The organism is Streptomyces tibetensis (assembly GCF_007655005.1).
Lineage (GTDB): Bacteria > Actinomycetota > Actinomycetes > Streptomycetales > Streptomycetaceae > Streptomyces > Streptomyces tibetensis.
The window spans coordinates 127548-145087 of sequence record NZ_SZVW01000009.1; the positions used below are offsets into that span (position 1 = coordinate 127548).

Below are 17540 nucleotides of genomic sequence, written 5' to 3' on the forward strand. Positions count from 1 at the left end.
CCCTGCGAGAATGGCGCCATGAGTCTGTTCCGCGACGACGGCATCGTGCTGCGCACCCAGAAGCTGGGTGAGGCGGACCGGATCATCACGCTGCTCACGCGCGGTCACGGTCGAGTACGCGCGGTGGCCCGGGGCGTGCGCCGGACGAAGTCGAAGTTCGGTGCGCGCCTCGAGCCGTTCTCCCACGTCGACGTGCAGTTTTTCGCCAAGGGGAGCGAGCTCGTCGGACGCGGTCTGCCGCTGTGCACCCAGAGTGAGACCATCGCGCCGTACGGCGGCGGCATCGTCAGCGACTACGCTCGGTACACGGCGGGGACCGTCATGCTGGAGACCGCCGAGCGGTTCACCGACCACGAAGGGGAGCCGGCCGTGCAGCAGTACCTGCTGCTGGTCGGAGGGCTGCGGACCCTCGCCCGAGGGGAGCACGCACCCCATCTCGTGCTCGACGCGTTCCTGCTCCGCTCCCTCGCCGTCAACGGCTACGCCCCGAGCTTCACCGACTGCGCGAAGTGCGGGATGCCCGGACCCAACCGGTTCTTCTCGGTCGCCTCGGGCGGTTCCGTCTGCGTGGACTGCCGTGTCCCCGGCAGCGTCGTACCCTCACCCCAGGCCCTGGAGCTCCTCGGCGCCCTGCTGACGGGAGACTGGGAGACCGCGGACGCCTGCGAGGCGCGCTACGTCCGGGAGGGCAGCGGGCTGGTGTCCGCGTATCTGCACTGGCACATGGAGCGCGGGCTGCGTTCCCTGCGCTACGTCGAGAAGTAGCGCGAGCAGCGCACAACAGAGCAGCACAGAAGCAAGCGAGCACGAGGAGACGAGAAACACATGGCCGTACGCGGGATCCTGGGGCGCCAGCGCCGGGAGTACAGGACGCCGGAGCCGCACCCGTCCGGCGCGCGGCCCCCGAAGATCCCCGGGGAGTTCGTACCGCGGCATGTGGCGATCGTCATGGACGGCAACGGCCGCTGGGCCAAGGACCGGGGCCTGCCGCGCACCGAAGGGCACAAGGTCGGCGCCGAGCGCGTGCTGGACGTGCTCCAGGGGGCCATCGAGATGGGCGTGGGCGCCATCTCCCTGTACGCCTTCTCCACCGAGAACTGGAAGCGCTCGCCCGACGAGGTGCGCTTCCTGATGAACTTCAACCGGGACTTCATCCGCAAGACCCGGGACCAGCTCGACGAGCTGGGCATCCGGGTGCGCTGGGTCGGGCGGATGCCGAAGCTGTGGCGCTCGGTGGCCAAGGAGCTCCAGGTCGCCCAGGAGCAGACCAAGGGCAACGACAAACTCACGCTGTACTTCTGCATGAACTACGGCGGACGGGCCGAGATCGCCGACGCGGCCCAGGCGCTGGCGGCGGACGTGAAGAGCGGCAAACTCGACCCGTCGAAGGTCAACGAGAAGACCTTCGCGAAGTACATGTACTACCCGGACATGCCGGACGTGGACCTGTTCCTGCGGCCCAGCGGTGAGCAGCGCACCTCCAACTACCTGCTCTGGCAGAGCGCCTACGCCGAGATGGTCTTCCAGGACGTGCTGTGGCCGGACTTCGACCGGCGCGACCTGTGGCGGGCCTGTCTGGAGTTCGCCTCGCGGGACCGCCGCTTCGGCGGGGCGATCCCGAACGAGGAGCTGCTGGCCATGGAGGGCGAGCAGCCGTAGCGAGCACGGGCCCGGCCGCCTTGAGGTGGCGGCCGGGCCAGGGCGGCGGTGTGCTGGTGGCATGGGTTCCACCGCCGTCGGCGCACCTCGCCGGACCCCGCACCGGGCGGGGGTTTTCATGGCGTCCTCGCTGGCCCTGTTCTGCATCCAGCTGGACTTCTTCGCGCTCAACCTGGCCATCCCCGGGATCTCCGACGAGCTGGACACGACCGTTTCCGCGGCGCAGTGGACGCTGTCCGCGTACATGCTCGCCGTCGGCTGCCTGTTCATCGTCGGGGGACGGCTGGGTGACCTCCTCGGGCGGCGCCCGATCCTGCTGGCCGGGACCGGGCTGTTCGCCGCGGCCTCCGTCGGCTGCGCCCTCGCGCCGAGCCTCGGTGTGCTCGTCGTGGCCCGGATCGTGCAGGGCGCGGGCGCGGCACTGATCTTTCCCGTGTCGGTCTCCGTGATCACCAACGCCTTTCCCGAGGAGACCCGGGCCCGGGCGCTGGGGGCGATGTTCGGGATCGCCAACGTCGGCACCGCCCTCGGGCCGTTCGTCGGCGGCGGCTTCACCGACGGGCCGGGCTGGCGGTGGATCTTCTGGCTGCTGGCCCCGCTCAGCGCACTGTCGCTGCTGATCGCCCTGCGGTACGTCCCCGACTCGCGGGACGAGAGCGCCCCACGCCAGGTCGACCTGCCCGGCTGTCTGGCCGTCGTGACGAGCCTGGCCGCCCTGACCCTGGCCGTGGAGCGGGGGAGCGCCTGGGGCTGGGACCACGCCCGCACGCTCGCCCTGTTCGGGATCGCGGTGGTGGCCGGCGCCCTCTTCGCGCTGCGGGAGCGGACCTGCCGGCATCCGCTGGTCGACTTCCGGCTTTTCCGCAACATCCGCTTCGACCTCGTCACCGTGATGGGGTCGGTGGCCAACATGGGCTACGCCGTCACCGTGTTCCTCGCCACGCTCCAGTTGCAGCAGGTGCGCGGCCTGTCGGCGATCCTGTCCGGCACGGTGTTCCTCGCCCCGGCCGTGATGGTGGCCTGCTCGGGGCCCATCGGCGCCTGGCTGTCCGGCCGGATGCGCGCCACCAGTGTCATGGCCCTGGCCGGGGCCGTCGCCGGCACCGGCATGATCGGGCTGAGCTTCGCCTGGTCCTGGTGGGTCTACCTGCCCGTCTTCACCTGGTGCGCGCTCGGGCTGGGCCTCGGCTGGACCTTCGCCAGCGTGGCCACCCAGCAGGTCGTCTCGCCCGCCCGCGCCGGAGAGGCCTCGGGCGTCGTCCTCACCGCCCTCGTCACGCTCGGCGCGATCGGTCTCGCGGCCGTGGCGGCGGCCATCACCTCGCTCACCCCCGAGACCGGCCCGGAACGCGCCTACGACCTCATCCTGCGGGCCGGCGGCGCCGTGATCCTCGCCTCCTCGGCCCTGTCGCTGCTCGTCCGGCGCGGGCTCAGCGCCCGGGGCGCGTAGGAGGCCAGGAGGCCTCTGACCTCAGGGGCGCGGGGAACTGCGCGACAAGCCCCAACGCACCCGCAGCCGACAACTCATCCGCCAGACGCCGCAGCGCATTCCGCGCAGGTCCCGAAAATCTCCACCGTATGAGCCACGTTCACATACCCGTGCTCGGCGGCGATCGACTCGGCCCACTTCTCCACCGCCGGCCCCTCCACCTCGACGGCCTTGCCGCAGCCACGGCACACGAGGTGATGGTGATGGTCGTCGGTGGAGCAACGCCGGTACACCGACTCCCCGTCGGCCGTGCGCAGGACGTCGACCTCACCGGCGTCGGCGAGGGACTGCAGGGTGCGGTAGACCGTGGTGAGCCCGACCGAGTCGCCCTTGTGCTTGAGCATGTCGTGCAGTTCCTGCGCGCTGCGGAACTCGTCGACCTCCTGCAGGGCCGCCGCCACAGCGGCCCGCTGCTTGGTGGCGCGGCCCTTCACGGACGGTCCAGCGGTCGTCACCGTTGCCTCCTCACGTCTGCCTTGCCCGGGCCATTGTGCCAGCCCGGGGTGGGGGCGGTCAGACGCCGACTTCGTCGGCCGCCCGGCGGCTGCCCGGGATCGTGCAGTCCCCGGGATCGGTCGCGCCGTCAGCGGCCGCCCTGGCCCGGGCGCGGCGCCGGGCCAGTGGGGCCGCGAGCGCCGTCAGGGCGATGAACGCGCCGAGGGTCAGCAGCACGATCGTCGCGCCGGGCGGCACGTCCTGGTAGTACGAGGTGACGGTGCCGCCGATCGTCACGCTCACGCCGATGGCCACGGCGATCACGAAGGTGGCGGCAAAGCTGCGGGCGATCTGCTGGGCGGCCGCGACGGGCACCACCATCAGCGCACTGACCAGGAGCAGCCCGACCACGCGCATCGCCACCGTCACCGTCACGGCCGCGGTGACCGCCGTCAGCAGGTTCAGCACGCGCACCGGCAGCCCCGTCACCCGGGCGAACTCCTCGTCCTGGCTGACCGCGAACAGCTGCCGCCGCAGGCCGAGGGTGACCAGGACGACGAACGCGGCCAGGACGCAGATCGCGGTGACGTCCGACTGGGACACCGTCGACAGGGAGCCGAACAGGTACGACGTCAGGTTGGCGTTGGAGCCCGTCGGTGCGAGGTTGATGAACATCACACCGCCGGCCATGCCGCCGTAGAACAGCATCGCGAGGGCGATGTCGCCGCGGGTCTTGCCGTACCAGCGGATCAGCTCCATGAGGACCGCGCCGAGGACGGAGACGAGGGTCGCCATCCACACCGGGGACCAGGTCAGCAGGAAGCCGAGGCCGACGCCGGTCATCGCCACGTGGCCGATGCCGTCGCCCATCAGGGCCTGGCGGCGCTGGACCAGGTAGATCCCCACCGCGGGGGCCGTGATGCCGACCAGGACGGCGGCGAGCAGGGCCCGCTGCATGAAGGCGTAGTCGAGGAAGTCCATCAGCTCAGCAGTCCCGTGCGGATCGGTTCGGCGCCCGCCGGTGCGTGCGGGTGTACGTGGTCGTGGCCGGGCAGCGCGTGCTGGCCGACGGCCTTCGGGGGCGGCCCGTCGTGGACGACGCAGCCGTCGCGCAGCACGACCGCCCGGTCGATCAGCGGCTCCAGCGGGCCCAGTTCGTGCAGCACGAGCAGCACGGTGGTGCCCTGGGAGACCTGCTCGGTGAGGGTGTGCGCGAGGACCTCCTGGCTGGCCAGGTCGACTCCGGCCATCGGCTCGTCCATGATCAGCAGCTCCGGCTCGCAGGCGAGCGCGCGGGCGATCAGGACACGCTGGTGCTGGCCGCCGGAGAGGGCGTCGACGGAGTCCTTGGCCCGGTCGGCCATGCCGACGAGGTCGAGGGCGCGTCGTACGGCCGCGTGGTCGGCCTTGCGCAGCACGCCGAAGCGGGCCCGGGACAGGCGGCCGGAGGAGACCACCTCGGTCACCGTGGCGGGCACGCCGCCGGCGGCCGTGGTGCGCTGCGGGACGTAGCCCACGCGGTGCCAGTCGCGGAACCGCCTGCGGTCCGTGCCGAACAGCTCGATGGCGCCGGCGCCGGTCTGCACCTGGCCGATGACGCTGCGCACGGCAGTGGACTTGCCCGAGCCGTTCGCGCCGAGCAGCGCGACGACCTCGCCGCGGTGCACGGTGAGGTCGATGCCGCGCAGCACGGGGCGCGAGCCCAGGTCCGCGCGGACGCCGCGCAGGGATACGACGGGCTCGGTCATGCCGTCCTCCGATGGGTCGATCACTTGGCTCCCAGGGCCGTCCGCAGGGCCTTGAGGTTGGCTTCCATGACCTGGAAGTAGTCGTCGCCGCGGGACGTGTCCGTGATGCCCTCGATCGGGTCGAGGACGTCGGTCTTCAGGTTCGCGTCGCGGGCCAGGGTCTTGGCGGTCTTGTCGGAGACCAGTGTCTCGTAGAAGACGGTGGTGACGCCGTCGGCCTTCGCCTCCTGCTGGAGCTCCCGGACCCGGGCGCCGCTGGGCTCGCTGTCGGGGTCGACGCCGGAGATGGCCTCCTGGGTGAGGCCGTAGCGCTCGGCGAGGTAGCCGAAGGCGGCGTGGTTGGTGAAGAAGACCTTGGTCTTCGTGTTCTTCAGGCCGTTCTCGAAGTCGCCGTCGAGGCCCTTCAGCTTCGTGACCAGGGCCTCGGTGTTCTTCTTGTAGTCGGCCGCGTGGTCCGGGTCGGCCTTCTCGAAGGCCTTGCCGACGCCCTGGGCGATCTCGGCGTACTTCACCGGGTCGAGCCAGACGTGCGGGTCGCGGCCGTGCTCGTCCTCCTCGGAGTGGCCTTCCTCGGAGTGGCCTTCCTCGCCGTCGTGGCTGTGGCCGCCGGTGCCGTGGTCCTCGAGGTGGGTCAGCGTGGCCGCGTCGATCTTGGTCTTGATGCCGGTCTGGCCGACGGCCTCGTCGACGGCGGGCTGGAGGCCCTTGAGGTAGAGCGCCGCGTCGGCCTCCTCCAGCTGCGCGCGCTGCTTGGTGCTGATCTCCAGGTCGTGCGGCTCCTGGCCGGGCTCGGTCAGACTGGTCACGTTCGCATGGTCGCCGCCGATCTGCTGGGCGAGGAACGCCATGGGGTAGAACGACGCGACGACGTCGAACTTGTCCGTGTTGCCCGTGGCCGCGCTGTCGCTGGAGCAGGCGGTCAGGGCGCCGAGGCCGAGAGAGGCGGCCGCGGCGGCGGGTATGAGGCGTCGTCGTACGTTCATGACACTCATTTTCAACAAATATGGAAACCGTTGTCAACAAACCGTCCGAGCAGGGCCTTGAGGTCACCTCAGGGGGAGCGATTTGATTGAGGGGGCGTCCCCGCCGGTAACCTGAGACATTCGCTGGAAGCAACTCGCTTCGTCGCCCGTCGTCGTAATGAAGAGAGCACCGTGGCCGCCGACAAGATCGACACCATCGTCAGCCTGAGCAAGCGCCGTGGCTTCGTATTCCCCTGTAGTGAGATCTACGGCGGTCAGCGCGCCGCTTGGGACTACGGCCCCCTGGGTGTCGAGCTCAAGGAGAACCTCAAGCGCCAGTGGTGGCGCTACATGGTGACGTCGCGCGAGGACGTCGTGGGCATCGACTCGTCCGTGATCCTGGCCCCCGAGGTCTGGGTCGCCTCCGGTCACGTCGCCACCTTCACGGACCCGCTGACCGAATGCACCTCCTGCCACAAGCGGTTCCGCGCGGACCACCTGGAGGAGGCCTACGAGGAGAAGAAGGGCCGCGCCCCGGAGAACGGCCTGGCCGACGTCAACTGCCCCAACTGCGGCAACAAGGGCCAGTTCACCGAGCCCAAGCAGTTCTCGGGCCTGCTGTCCACCCACCTCGGCCCGACGCAGGACTCCGGCTCCGTCGCCTACCTGCGTCCCGAGACCGCCCAGGGCATCTTCACCAACTTCTCGCAGGTGCAGACCACCTCGCGCCGCAAGCCGCCGTTCGGCATCGCCCAGATGGGCAAGTCCTTCCGCAACGAGATCACGCCCGGCAACTTCATCTTCCGCACCCGCGAGTTCGAGCAGATGGAGATGGAGTTCTTCGTCAAGCCGGGCGAGGACGAGAAGTGGCAGGAGTACTGGATGGAGCAGCGCTGGAACTGGTACACCGGTCTCGGCCTGCGCGAGGAGAACATGCGGTGGTACGAGCACCCGAAGGAGAAGCTTTCCCACTACTCCAAGCGCACCGCCGACATCGAGTACCGCTTCTCCTTCGGCGGCAGTGAGTGGGGCGAGCTCGAGGGTGTGGCCAACCGCACCGACTACGACCTCGGCGCCCACTCCAAGGCCTCCGGCCAGGACCTCACCTACTTCGACCAGGAGGCCGGCGAGCGCTGGACTCCGTACGTCATCGAGCCCGCGGCCGGTGTCGGCCGCGCGATGCTGGCGTTCCTCCTGGACGCCTACATCGAGGACGAGGCCCCCAACGCCAAGGGCAAGATGGAGAAGCGCACCGTGCTGCGCCTCGACCCGCGCCTCGCCCCGGTGAAGGTCGCGGTGCTGCCGCTGTCCCGTAACCCGGAGCTGTCCCCGAAGGCCAAGGGCCTCGCCCAGGCGCTCCGGCAGAACTGGAACATCGAGTTCGACGACGCCGGTGCCATCGGCCGCCGCTACCGCCGTCAGGACGAGATCGGTACGCCGTTCTGCGTGACCGTCGACTTCGACACGCTCGAGGACAACGCCGTGACCGTCCGCGAGCGCGACTCGATGAAGCAGGAGCGCGTCTCCCTCGACCAGATCGAGGGCTACCTGGCGGCCCGCCTGATCGGCTGCTGATCGTCCTTCGCCATGTCCGGTGCCGGGTTCCTCCTCGAAGGGGCCCGGCACCGGTGCGTTCCGGCGACTTCAGAGGTCGAGGTCCACTTAGACGGCCACGTAGACGGCAGCGTGGTCCGAGGCGCGGTTCCACTTCGAGGTGACCGAGTCGAAGGACTTGATCGTCGAGGGCGCCCAGACGCCGCGCCGCTCCTCCACTTCCACCGTGAGCAGGATGTCGGCGTTGATCGCGGCGATCACCCGGCCGGTGTTGCGCACGACCTCCCAGTCCAGGTCGTCACGGACCAGTTCCACCCAGCCGGTACATGCCCGGCGGCCTGTGGCGACAGTTCCTGGAGCGCCATGACTGAGTCGCTGACACGTATCAGCCTGACAGATACCAGCTGACAGATACCGGCTGACAGATATCAGCTGACAGATATTGAAATCTGTCAGCTGTCATGGCATGGTGGAGGGCATGGCGATGCGAACCCGACCCCTCGGAACCACAGGCCCCCAGGTCTCCGCCCTCGGCCTCGGCTGCATGGGCATGTCCGCCCTGTACGGCGAGGCGGATCGGACCGAGTCCGTCGCGACGATCCATGCGGCGCTCGACGCGGGCGTCACCCTGCTCGACACCGGCGACTTCTACGCCATGGGTCACAACGAGATGCTGATCGGCGAGGCCCTGCGCGCCGCCCCCGCGACCCGGCGCGAACAGGCCCTGATCAGCGTGAAGTTCGGCGCGCTGCGCGGCCCGGACGGCAGTTGGCTCGGCTACGACGGCCGCCCCGCCGCCGTGAAGAGCTTCGCCGCCTACTCCCTCCAGCGGCTCGGCGTCGACCACATCGACGTCTACCGCATCGCCCGCCTCGACCCGGACGTTCCGATCGAGGAGACGGTCGGGGCGATAGCGGAACTCGTCGAGCAGGGCTATGTACGGCACATCGGCCTCAGCGAGGTCGGCGCCGAGACGATCCGCCGGGCGGCGGCCACCGCACCGGTGTCCGACCTCCAGATCGAGTACTCCCTCATATCCCGCGGCATCGAGGACGAGGTCCTGCCCACCGTCCGCGAGCTGGGAATCGGCATCACGGCGTACGGCGTGCTCTCCCGCGGCCTGATCTCCGGCCACTTCACCGCGGACCGGCAGCTCGGCGCGGGTGACTTCCGGGCGATGTCGCCGCGCTTCCAGGGCGACAACCTCCGGCACAACCTGAACCTCGTCGAGGCCCTGCGGAAGACAGCCGAGCAGAAGGGCGTCAGCGTCGCGAAGATCGCGATCGCCTGGGTGCTCTCCCGCGGTGAGGACATCGTGCCCCTGGTCGGCGCCCGCCGCCGCGACCGGCTCACGGAGGCGCTGGGCGCGCTGGAGGTGACGCTGGAGCCGGCCGACCTGGCGGCGATCGAGGGAGCCGTGCCGGCCGGTGCCGCAGCGGGCGACCGCTACCCGGCGGCCCAGATGGCACACCTCGAGAGCTGAACGGGGCTCCGGGTACGGTCAGGGCATGCCACCGACCAGCGAGACTCTGACCGCCGAGCGCATCCTCGAGGCCACCGAGGAGGTGCTGCGCCGTCACGGCCCGGCCAAGGCCACCGTGGTGGACGTGGCGCGCGCGCTCGGTGTCAGCCACGGCAGCGTCTACCGCCACTTCCGGACGAAGGCGGCCCTGCGCGAGGCGGTCACCAAGCGCTGGCTGGACCGCACCTCCGGGCAGCTGTCCGGGATCGTCGCCGCGGACCGCGTGCCGGAGGACCGGCTGCGGGACTGGCTCGCCGCGCTGTTCGCCGCCAAGCGCCGCAAGGCGGGTGAGGACCCGGAGCTGTTCGCCACGTACATGGTCCTCACCGACGAGAACGGCACGGCGGTGGGCGAGCACATCACCGACCTGGAGACGCAACTGACCCGCATCATCCAGGCCGGCGTCGAGGCGGGTGACTTCGCCGCCACCGACCCGGAGGCCTCGGCCCGCGCGGTCTTCCAGGCCACGGGCCGCTTCCACGACCCCTGTTACGCGAGGGAGTGGGAGGAGCCGGGCACCGAGGCCGACTTCGCGGCGGTCGTCGACCTGCTGGTGCAGGGCCTGCGGCGAGCCCAGTAGTCCCCGGCGCGTCAGCGGCCTGAGCCTGCCCTGCCCCGGAGCCCCGTAGCCCCCGGCGGCTCGAGCCCACCCTGCCCCTAGGCGGCCGTCGGGTCCACGGTGGCCTGGTGGGCCTCCAGCAGATGCTCCTCCGCCTTCAGCCAGGGCAGGAACTGGGCGCCTCTGTGCCAGCCGCAGGTGTCGCATCTGATCGTGCGCTGGACACCCGTCCGGTGCACCCGCACCACGTGTTCCCGGCCGTGCTGGTCCCACCGGCTGACCTTGCTCGTGTCGATCTGTGCCATGACGCCTCCCGCGTCGAGAAATCCGCCGTCCCGATCCGCTCGCAGCAAGGAGTGTGCAGCAAGACCGGCATCAACAGGGCTTCCCCGGAAGAGCTTTATCAGGCTGTGAGCGACCTCAGGCGATGGTGCGGGGCAGCCGCAGGCTCAGCAGGCCGGTCAGCACGACACCGCAGATCTGCACCAGCACAGTCGCGATCAGGGCGTCCCGCATGCCCCATCCCGGGACCAGGGACAGGAACAGCGTGCCCAGGGTCGCCACACCGAGGGCCAGCGCCGACTGCTGGGTCGTGATCATCACGCCGCTGCCGACACCGGCGCGGGCGGGCGGCACCTCGGAGAGGATCACCCGGTAGATGACGGGGAGTTGCAGCGCCTGTCCCGCACCGGCGACCACACCGCCCGGGAGCAGCTCGACGAAGCCGAGGTGCGGCCAGAACCACCAGGCGGCCAACGCCATCAGGGTCAGGCCCGCCCCCTGGAGAACGGCACCGGCCGTCACCACGCGCGTGCCGTACCGGGCGATCAGGCGCGGGCCCAGCAGCGAGAACACGAAGAACACCACCGCCAGCGGGGCGAGCGCCAGGCCCGCGGCCACCGGACCCAGCCCGGCGCCCTGCTGCAGCGCCACCGCGATCACGAACATGAAGCCGCTGAAGCCGATCGAGAAGGGCAGTACCAGCAGCAGTCCGCGGCGCAGCGAGGTGAGCGCGAACAGGCTCGGCGGCACCAGCGGCGTACGGCCCTCGCGGTCGGCCCGCCGCTCCACCGCGTAGAACGCCGCCGCCACGAAGGGGAACGCCGCCAGCGACAGCCACGTCCACAGCGGCCAGCCCGCCGCCCGGCCCTCGGTGAGCGGGACGAGCAGCGTGAGGAGCGAGGCCGCGAGAAGGAACGTGCCCGGGACGTCGACCGGCTCGGGCCGCGGCGACCTGGTCTCGGGGACGGCACGGGCGGCCAGCACCAGCCCGGCGAGCACGACCGGCACATTGACGAGAAACACCGACCGCCAGCCGGTCCCCGCGATGTCGGCGGCCACCAGCACCCCGCCGAGGATCTGCCCGGCGACCATCGCCAGCCCCGCGGTCGCGCCGTACAGGCCCATGGCCCTCGCCCGGCGGGGGCCGGTCGTGGTCGCCTGGATGGTGGCGAGCACCTGCGGCAGCATCGCGGCGGCCGACGCGCCCTGCGCGCCCCGGGCCGCGACCAGCGACCAGGCGCCGGGCGCCAGTCCGCAGGCCAGCGAGGTCAGCCCGAAGGCCGCCATCCCGGCGAGGAACAGCCGCCGCCGGCCGAACAGGTCGCCGAGTCTGCCCCCGAGGACCAGCAGGACGGCGTACGACACCCCGTACCCGGAGACGACGAGTTCGAGGACGGACTCGCTCGCGGCGAGGTCGGTACCGATGGTGGGCAGGGCGACGTTGACGATGAAGAAGTCGATGAGGGGGAGGGCGGCGCCCAGCAGCACCGTGAACAGCCCGAGGCCGCCGAGCGCGGGACCGGAGGAGGAGGCGGGGGCGGCGGCGGTGGGTGAACGGACGGGGCGTGGGGCCAGGGATTCAGTGGTCACGGTCACGAGCCTGCGACGTCCCTCAGGCTGGTACCAGAGTGTCCTTATCCTGGTAGTGGCACCACCTGGAAACAGGGTCCGGGCGGGGGCATGCTGGAGGGCATGACGACCATGGCGCAGGAGACGACGGCCCGCAGCCCCGAGGTGCCGCCCGCGCCCCGCGACGCCGAGGTGCGCCGGCACGAGCTGGCGGCCTTCCTGCGCAGCCGCCGGGAGCGGATCGCCCCCGAGCAGGTGGGGCTGCCGAGGGGCGCCCGGCGCCGCACACCCGGACTGCGCCGGGAGGAGGTCGCCCAGCTCTCCGCGGTGGGCGTCACCTGGTACACGTGGCTGGAGCAGGCCCGGGACATCCAGGTCTCCGTCCAGGTCCTCGACGCGCTGGCCCGCGCGCTGCTGCTCGACCCGAGCGAACGCGCGCACCTCTTCCAGCTCGCCGGGGCGGCAGATCCGACCCCGTCGACCACGTGCCCCTCGGTCACATCGGCGATGCGGGCGCTGCTGGAGCAGGTCGAGCCGTTTCCGGCGTGCCTGCAGAACAGCCGGTACGACATCCTCGCCCACAACCACACGTACGGGCTGCTGTTGTGCGACCTGGACGCGGTCCCGCCCGAGGACCGCAACTGCATCCTCCTCTCCTACACCCACCCCGAGTGGCAGTCCTCGATCGTGCACCTGGAGGAGACGCAGCGCCTCATGGCGGCCCGCTTCCGTGCGACGATGGCCGGCCATCTCGCCGAACCGGCCTGGAAGATGCTCCTCAACCGGCTGCACACGGAGTCCCCCGAGTTCCGCAGGGCCTGGGACCGCCACGAGGTGGTCGCCCACCGCAGCAAACGCAAGGAGTTCCGCAACCGCCACGTGGGCCGCGTCACCGTCGACCACACGGACCTGTGGCTGACGCCCGGCGCGGGCCCCCGGATCGTCACCTACGTTCCCGCGGACGCGGAGTCACACGAGCGGCTGGCGGAGCTGCAGGCGATCGCCGTGGCCCGGCGGTCCGTTCACGCCGGCAGGTGACTGCCGGTCCGTAGCTCGCCGTCGTCCGCAGTCGTCCGTACGGAGCGTTAGCGCCCGGCCGCTGGGGAACTGCTTGAGCGTCCATGCGCAGGCGACCAGACCGTCGACGGGCCGTGCGGGATGCCCGTCGGCTCAGACACGGACCCCGGCGGCGTCCCGCACCTGCTCCGACTCCAGTCTCGCGGCGGCCTGTTCGGCCGTGCCCCGGGCCCACCGTCCGTTCGTCACCGCTCCCAGTGCCAGCACCGCGAACCCGCACACCGCGAGGATCCACCACCCGGGCCGCGCCGCGGACACGAACGTCTCCCGGTACGAGGACGCGCCGACCCCGGAGGCGAGCACCGCGCCCACCACGGCCACCCCCAGCGTCTGCCCGAGCTGCCGGCTCGTGGAGGCGACCGCCGCCGCGACGCCCGCCTGGGCGCGTGGCATGCCGGAGACCGCCGTGTTGGTGATGGGCGCGTTGACGAACCCGAAGCCGATGCCGAACAGGACGTAGCCGGCGAAGAGTGTGACGTCGGAGGTCTCCGCCTCGAACGCGGCGAACAGGACACCGCTCGTCGTCATCGCGAAACCCGCGATCAGCAGGGGCAGGCGGGGGCCGCGCGTGCCCACCAGGCGGCCCGACAGCGGCGCGCACAGGAACGTCGGGACGGCCATCGGCAGCATCCACAGCCCCGCCTCCAGGGCGGTCAGGCCGCGTACGTTCTGCAGGTACAGCGTCGACAGGAACAGAAAGCCGCCGAGCGCGGCGAACGCGCTGATCGCGATGACCGTCGCCCCGCTGAACGGCGCCGAGCGGAAGAAGCGCAGGTCGATCAGCGGTTCCTTGCGGCGCGGCTCGTAGAGGAGCAGCCCGGTGAGGGCGGCCAGGGCGACGACGGCCAGGGGCGCGATGGACCGTAACGGCGTGCTCGGCGCCTCGATGATCGCGTAGGTCAGCGAGCCGAACAGCGCGATCACCAGCACCTGCCCGACGGGATCGGGGCGGCGGGCGCGAGGGGCACGGGACTCGGGGACGAAGCGCAGGGTGAGCAGCAGGGCCGCCAGACCCACCGGCAGGTTGATCCAGAAGATGGAGCGCCAGCCGACGGAGTCGACGAGGAGGCCTCCGACCAGCGGACCCGCGGCCATCGATATGCCGACGACCGCGCCCCAGACACCGATCGCCCGGGCCCGCTCGCGTGGGTCGGTGAAGGTGTTCGTGATGATCGACATGGCGACCGGGTTCAGCATCGAGCCGCCCACCGCCTGCACCATCCGGAACGCCACCAGCGCCTGAAGGTTCGGCGCCAGGGAGCACAGCACCGAGCCGATCGTGAAGACGACCAGGCCCGCCATGAACACCCGCTTGCGGCCGATCCGGTCGGCCGTGGAGCCCGCGAGCATCAGCAGCGAGGCCAGGACCAGGGTGTACGCGTCGATCGTCCACTGCAGGCCCGAGGTACTGGCGTGCAGATCCCGCTGCATGGACGGCAGGGCCACGTTCAGGACCGTGTTGTCGAGGCTCACGATCAGCAGGCTCATGCAGCAGATCGCGAGCACCAGCATGCGGCGGCGGTGACTGAGCTCGGGCATGCGGTCCATCGTACGCCGACTTCGATAGTGTGGCTAACTAATGAAATGTACCGTCTCCTCGCACGGCACAATGGAGGCATGTCCACGCCCCTCCAGATCGGCCCGCACACCGTCCGGCCCCCTGTCGTCCTGGCCCCCATGGCCGGAATCACCAACGCGCCCTTCCGCACCCTGTGCAGAGAGTTCAGCGGCGGCAAGGGCCTGTTCGTCAGCGAGATGATCACCACCCGGGCGCTGGTCGAACGCAACGAGAAGACCATGCAGCTGATCCACTTCGACGCGACGGAGACGCCGCGCTCGATCCAGCTGTACGGCGTGGACCCCGCGACCGTCGGCAAGGCCGTCCGCATGATCGCGGAGGAGGACCTCGCCGACCACATCGACCTGAACTTCGGTTGCCCCGTGCCGAAGGTCACCCGCAAGGGCGGCGGCTCCGCGCTGCCGTACAAGCGGAACCTGCTGCGGGCCATCCTGCGCGAGGCCGTCAGCGGCGCGGGCGACCTGCCCGTGACGATGAAGATGCGCAAGGGCATCGACGACGACCACATCACCTTCCTCGACGCCGGCCGGATCGCCGTCGAGGAGGGCGTCACCGCCATCGCCCTGCACGGCCGCACCGCCGCCCAGCACTACGGCGGCACCGCCGACTGGGACGCCATCGCCCGGCTGAAGGAGCACGTGCCGGAGATCCCGGTGCTCGGCAACGGCGACATCTGGTCCGCCGAGGACGCCCTGCGGATGGTGCGCGAGACCGGTTGCGACGGTGTGGTCGTGGGCCGCGGCTGTCTGGGGCGGCCGTGGCTGTTCTCCGACCTGGTCGCCGCCTTCGAGGGCCGCACCGAGGACATCGCCCGCCCCGCCCTGCGCGAGGTCGCCGACGTCATGGTCCGGCACGCCACCCTGCTCGGCGAGTGGATCGGCGACGAGACCAAGGGCGTCGTCGACTTCCGCAAGCACGTCGCCTGGTACCTCAAGGGCTTCGCGGTCGGCTCCGAGATGCGCAAGCGTCTCGCCATCACCTCGTCCCTGGAGGAGCTGCGCTCCGGCCTGGACGAGCTGGACCTCGACCAGCCCTGGCCCACTGGCGCCGACGGGCCCCGGGGCCGCACGTCCGGCAACAACCGGGTGGTGCTGCCGGACGGCTGGCTGAAGGACCCCTACGACTGCGCCGGGGTCGGCGAGGACGCCGAGCTGGACACGTCCGGCGGCTGATCAGCCGTTCGACGGGTGCGCGGCTGAATCAGCCCTTCGACGGGTGCGGGGTGGAGCCGAACGCCTTCAGGAAGCGGTCCCGGAAGGAGCTCATCCTCCAGACGGGCGCGTCGCGGTCCGGCTTCAGCCCCTGCGTCCACTTCCAGTCGGCGACCTTGTCCAGGACCTTCGGGTCCTTCGCGACGATCGACACCGGCACGTCCCGGGAGGCGTGGTTCCCGCTGACCCGGGCGATGGGCTGGTGGTCGCCGAGGAACACCAGCACGGTGTCGTCGGTGCCGTAGCGCTCCAGCCACTGGGTGAGGCTGGTCACCGAGTACTGGATGGACTTGCCGTACTCCTCGCGGGACTTGGTGGTGTCGGTGATGACGTCCGACGCCTTGTTGCCGGCCTTCTGGATCGCGTCGAAGACCGAGCCGTCGCCGAGTTCGTCCCAGCCGACCATCTTCGGGATGGGCGCCCAGGGCTGGTGGCTGGAGGTCAGGATGACGAACGACATCAGCGGCTTGTCCCGATTCTTGCCGTGCACCCGCCGCTGGAACGCCTCCAGCGCGTACTGGTCGGGCATCGTCGACCAGCTGAACTTCGGGCCCCGGTACCCCAGGTCGAAGGCGTCGTAGAGCTTGTCGAGGCCGTACCACTTCTCCTCCGGCCAGCCCTTCTGCACGCCCGGCATGACGCCGACCGTGTCCCAGGCGCCGGTCTCCTGGAACGCCTTGGTGAGGGTGAGGTGGTCGCCGGCGCTGACCGTGCGGTAGCGCCGCTGGTTGTCGATCCACAGGCCGGACATGGTCGTGGAGTGGCCGAGCCAGCTGCTGCCGCCGTACGTCGCCGAGGTCAGCCAGCCGCTGCGGGCGTCGAAACCCGCCTTCTTCAGGGCCTCGGTGCTGGAGTCCAGCGTGCGGTCGACGCCGGGGGCCATGATCGGGTCCTCGATGGCGCTGCGGCCGTAGCTCTCGATGAACGTGAAGATCACGTCCTTGCCGCGCAGGTCGGGCAGCAGCTCACCGGGCGGGGTGTTGCCGAAGGTGTCCGCCTTGGACTGCCGCACGAACGCGGCCTCGTCCCGCAGCGACTCCACCGTCCGCTGGGCGTGCACCTTGAGGGCCCCGGCCCCGCGCTCGGAGGCGATCGGCCCGCCGAACAGCGTCAGGCCCAGCGCGGAGCAGGCGACCCAGACGGTGCCGGCGATCAGGGCGCCCTTGGACGCCCGCACCCGGTGACGTGCCAGCACGTCGGCGAGCCGGATCGACGCCGCGACCATGACGGCCGCCACGAGCAGCACGAGCACCACCGCGCCGACGGCGGCGGCGGTCGCGACGCCCCCGCCGAGCGTGTCCTCGACGTACGCCTGCGCGTCGGGCAGCAGATCCCAGTCGAGCGCGGCGTTGAAGCCCCGGCCCAGGTACTCGTTGAACCCCATGTCGAGCAGGTTCACCGTGGTCAGCGCGGTGAGGCCGAGCCCGTACAGCACCGCCGCCACCAGCCGGGGCCGGCGCGGCAGCGCCAGGACGACGACGGCCCCGAGGACCGCCTCCGCCGGGATCCGCGCGAAACTGACCGCCTTCAGGGCGGGGAGCGTGTTGGGCAGGAGCAGGGCACCCAGGACCAGGAACGCGGCGATGACGGTGACGGCCAGGTGGACGGCGCGGGCGGCACGGGGGTGGCGGGTGCGCCAGGTGCGGAGAAGGGCCGGCCGGTGCCCGAGAGCGGCGGCCCGGGTGCGCCAGGTGCGCAGGCCGGTCAGCCGGGGCCCGTCGCCGGCTCGTGTGGCGGCAAGAGCCGGATCGGCCGCCGCCGCTGCCGTCTCCCCTCTCTCGCCCTCGCCCTGCTCCCCGCCCTCGGTCTCGGTTTCGGTCTCGACCTCGGGTACGCCGTCGCCCGGTTGCGACGACTCGCTGAAGCGTGTGAAGACAGGCACCCGGAGGTCCTT

At 71.0% G+C, this 17540-nt stretch carries 17 protein-coding genes; 8 read left to right on the forward strand and 9 right to left on the reverse strand.

Annotation, left to right across the window (positions count from 1 at the left end; translation table 11 throughout):
- The first annotated feature begins 18 nt into the window (after positions 1–18).
- The 3 genes from recO to FDO69_RS17020 all read left to right on the forward strand — a co-directional run bounded on the left by recO (position 19) and on the right by FDO69_RS17020 (position 3109).
- Positions 19–765, forward strand: coding sequence for a DNA repair protein RecO (recO, locus tag FDO69_RS17010; protein ID WP_003990109.1), 747 nt, complete (start codon positions 19–21; stop codon positions 763–765).
- Positions 766–825: 60 nt separating this feature from the next.
- Positions 826–1659: an isoprenyl transferase gene (locus FDO69_RS17015; protein WP_104780678.1), complete on the forward strand. Its 834-nt coding sequence runs from the start codon at positions 826–828 to the stop codon at positions 1657–1659.
- A gap of 61 nt (positions 1660–1720) precedes the next feature.
- Complete coding sequence (locus FDO69_RS17020) at positions 1721–3109, forward strand: MFS transporter (RefSeq protein WP_104780679.1); 1389 nt, start codon at positions 1721–1723, stop codon at positions 3107–3109.
- Between the two features lie 74 nt (positions 3110–3183).
- Here FDO69_RS17020 and FDO69_RS17025 read toward each other — a convergent pair whose 3' ends face one another.
- From FDO69_RS17025 to FDO69_RS17040, 4 genes are read right to left on the reverse strand one after another with little or no spacing between them, the layout of a single operon-like run.
- Positions 3184–3603, reverse strand: coding sequence for a Fur family transcriptional regulator (locus FDO69_RS17025; protein ID WP_104780680.1), 420 nt, complete (start codon positions 3601–3603; stop codon positions 3184–3186).
- A gap of 58 nt (positions 3604–3661) precedes the next feature.
- Positions 3662–4564: a metal ABC transporter permease gene (locus FDO69_RS17030; RefSeq protein ID WP_104780681.1), complete on the reverse strand. Its 903-nt coding sequence runs from the start codon at positions 4562–4564 to the stop codon at positions 3662–3664.
- Positions 4564–5331, reverse strand: a complete 768-nt coding sequence (locus tag FDO69_RS17035; RefSeq protein ID WP_104780824.1) for a metal ABC transporter ATP-binding protein — start codon at positions 5329–5331, stop codon at positions 4564–4566. Before FDO69_RS17035 ends, FDO69_RS17030 begins: the two co-directional genes overlap by 1 nt.
- 20 nt (positions 5332–5351) lie before the next feature.
- Positions 5352–6314, reverse strand: coding sequence for a zinc ABC transporter substrate-binding protein (locus FDO69_RS17040; RefSeq protein ID WP_104780682.1), 963 nt, complete (start codon positions 6312–6314; stop codon positions 5352–5354).
- A 171-nt stretch (positions 6315–6485) separates the two neighbouring features.
- Between FDO69_RS17040 and FDO69_RS17045 the strand changes: the two genes are divergently transcribed.
- Positions 6486–7868 (forward strand): glycine--tRNA ligase, encoded by a 1383-nt coding sequence (locus FDO69_RS17045; RefSeq protein ID WP_104780683.1) that lies wholly within the window; start codon positions 6486–6488, stop codon positions 7866–7868.
- Positions 7869–7955: 87 nt separating this feature from the next.
- Here FDO69_RS17045 and FDO69_RS41610 read toward each other — a convergent pair whose 3' ends face one another.
- Complete coding sequence (locus tag FDO69_RS41610; RefSeq protein ID WP_199838290.1) at positions 7956–8162, reverse strand: hypothetical protein; 207 nt, start codon at positions 8160–8162, stop codon at positions 7956–7958.
- 163 nt (positions 8163–8325) lie between these two features.
- On the opposite strand from FDO69_RS41610, the gene FDO69_RS17055 reads away from it, so the two are divergent.
- Together FDO69_RS17055 and FDO69_RS17060 are read left to right on the forward strand one after the other, a co-directional pair.
- Complete coding sequence (locus tag FDO69_RS17055; protein WP_104780825.1) at positions 8326–9330, forward strand: aldo/keto reductase; 1005 nt, start codon at positions 8326–8328, stop codon at positions 9328–9330.
- 25 nt (positions 9331–9355) lie between these two features.
- Positions 9356–9949: a TetR/AcrR family transcriptional regulator gene (locus FDO69_RS17060; protein ID WP_104780684.1), complete on the forward strand. Its 594-nt coding sequence runs from the start codon at positions 9356–9358 to the stop codon at positions 9947–9949.
- A 77-nt stretch (positions 9950–10026) separates the two neighbouring features.
- Here the strand turns inward: FDO69_RS17060 and FDO69_RS17065 are convergent, their stop codons facing one another.
- Entirely contained in the window at positions 10027–10233 is a 207-nt protein-coding gene (locus FDO69_RS17065; protein WP_104780685.1) for a hypothetical protein, read from the reverse strand.
- 115 nt (positions 10234–10348) lie between these two features.
- Complete coding sequence (locus FDO69_RS17070; RefSeq protein ID WP_104780826.1) at positions 10349–11800, reverse strand: MFS transporter; 1452 nt, start codon at positions 11798–11800, stop codon at positions 10349–10351.
- Between the two features lie 102 nt (positions 11801–11902).
- Between FDO69_RS17070 and FDO69_RS17075 the strand changes: the two genes are divergently transcribed.
- Entirely contained in the window at positions 11903–12817 is a 915-nt protein-coding gene (locus FDO69_RS17075; RefSeq protein ID WP_104780827.1) for a helix-turn-helix transcriptional regulator, read from the forward strand.
- A 132-nt stretch (positions 12818–12949) separates the two neighbouring features.
- On the opposite strand, the gene FDO69_RS17080 is transcribed toward FDO69_RS17075, so the two are convergent.
- Positions 12950–14395, reverse strand: a complete 1446-nt coding sequence (locus tag FDO69_RS17080) for an MFS transporter (RefSeq protein ID WP_104780828.1) — start codon at positions 14393–14395, stop codon at positions 12950–12952.
- Positions 14396–14473: 78 nt separating this feature from the next.
- Here FDO69_RS17080 and dusB point away from each other — a divergent pair, with 78 nt between their 5' ends.
- Positions 14474–15607 (forward strand): tRNA dihydrouridine synthase DusB, encoded by a 1134-nt coding sequence (dusB, locus tag FDO69_RS17085; RefSeq protein WP_104780686.1) that lies wholly within the window; start codon positions 14474–14476, stop codon positions 15605–15607.
- A 28-nt stretch (positions 15608–15635) separates the two neighbouring features.
- On the opposite strand, the gene FDO69_RS17090 is transcribed toward dusB, so the two are convergent.
- Positions 15636–17345, reverse strand: coding sequence for an alkaline phosphatase family protein (locus FDO69_RS17090; RefSeq protein ID WP_104780829.1), 1710 nt, complete (start codon positions 17343–17345; stop codon positions 15636–15638).
- Positions 17346–17540: the final 195 nt, after the last annotated feature.